Raw genomic sequence first — 767 nt, 5'->3', positions numbered from 1 at the left:
GTGTTGGGGGTGTTGGCTGCTGGTGGGGTGTATGTGCCGGTGGGGGTGGATCAGCCGGTGGCGCGTCGGGAGCGGATTTTGGCGCGGGCGGGTGTGTGTCATGTGTTGACTGGGGTGTCGCGGGGGGAGCGGCTTTCTGGTCCGGTGGTGGTGTCGCCGGATGTGTCGGCGTATGTGATTTTCACGTCGGGGTCGACGGGTGAGCCGAAGGGTGTGGAGGTCTCGCATCGGGCGGCGTTGAACACGGTCGTGGAGGTGAATGAGCGGTTCGGTGTGGGTGCGGGGGATCGGGTGCTGGCGGTGTCGGCGCTGGACTTCGACCTGTCGGTGTACGACATCTTCGGCCTGCTGTCGGTCGGCGGCGCGCTCGTGTTGCCCGAGGAGGGCGAGCGGCGGGACGCGCAGGCGTGGGCCCGCCTGTGCGAGACCCATGGCGTGACCCTGTGGAACACGGTGCCGACCCTTCTCGACATGCTGCTGACGACGGTCGAGCAGGCGCCCTCCCGCCTTCGTCTGGCGCTGGTGTCGGGTGACTGGGTGGGGCTGGATCTGCAGGCGCGGCTTGCGGCGCAGAGTGGGGGGCGGTGCCGGTTGGTGGCGTTGGGGGGTGCGACGGAGGCGGCGATCTGGTCGAACGCGTTGGTGGTCGATCGGGTGGCGGCGCATTGGACGTCGGTCCCGTACGGGTTCCCGTTGCGTAATCAGCGGTATCGGGTGGTGGACGGCCGGGGCCGGGACTGTCCGGACTGGGTGGCGGGGGAGTTGTG

General features: G+C 69.2%; 1 protein-coding gene. It reads left to right on the top strand.

Going from position 1 to position 767, the window contains the following annotated elements:
• Positions 1-27 precede the first annotated feature (27 nt).
• The coding region (locus E1292_RS50570; protein WP_281284171.1) for an AMP-binding protein at positions 28-767 on the top strand (740 nt) is incomplete at its 3' end.

The sequence above is a fragment of the Nonomuraea deserti genome, assembly GCF_004348685.1.
Classification (GTDB): domain Bacteria; phylum Actinomycetota; class Actinomycetes; order Streptosporangiales; family Streptosporangiaceae; genus Nonomuraea; species Nonomuraea deserti.
Note: the sequence above shows the minus strand (reverse complement) of the source record. Positions and strands in the feature narration are given on the sequence as shown.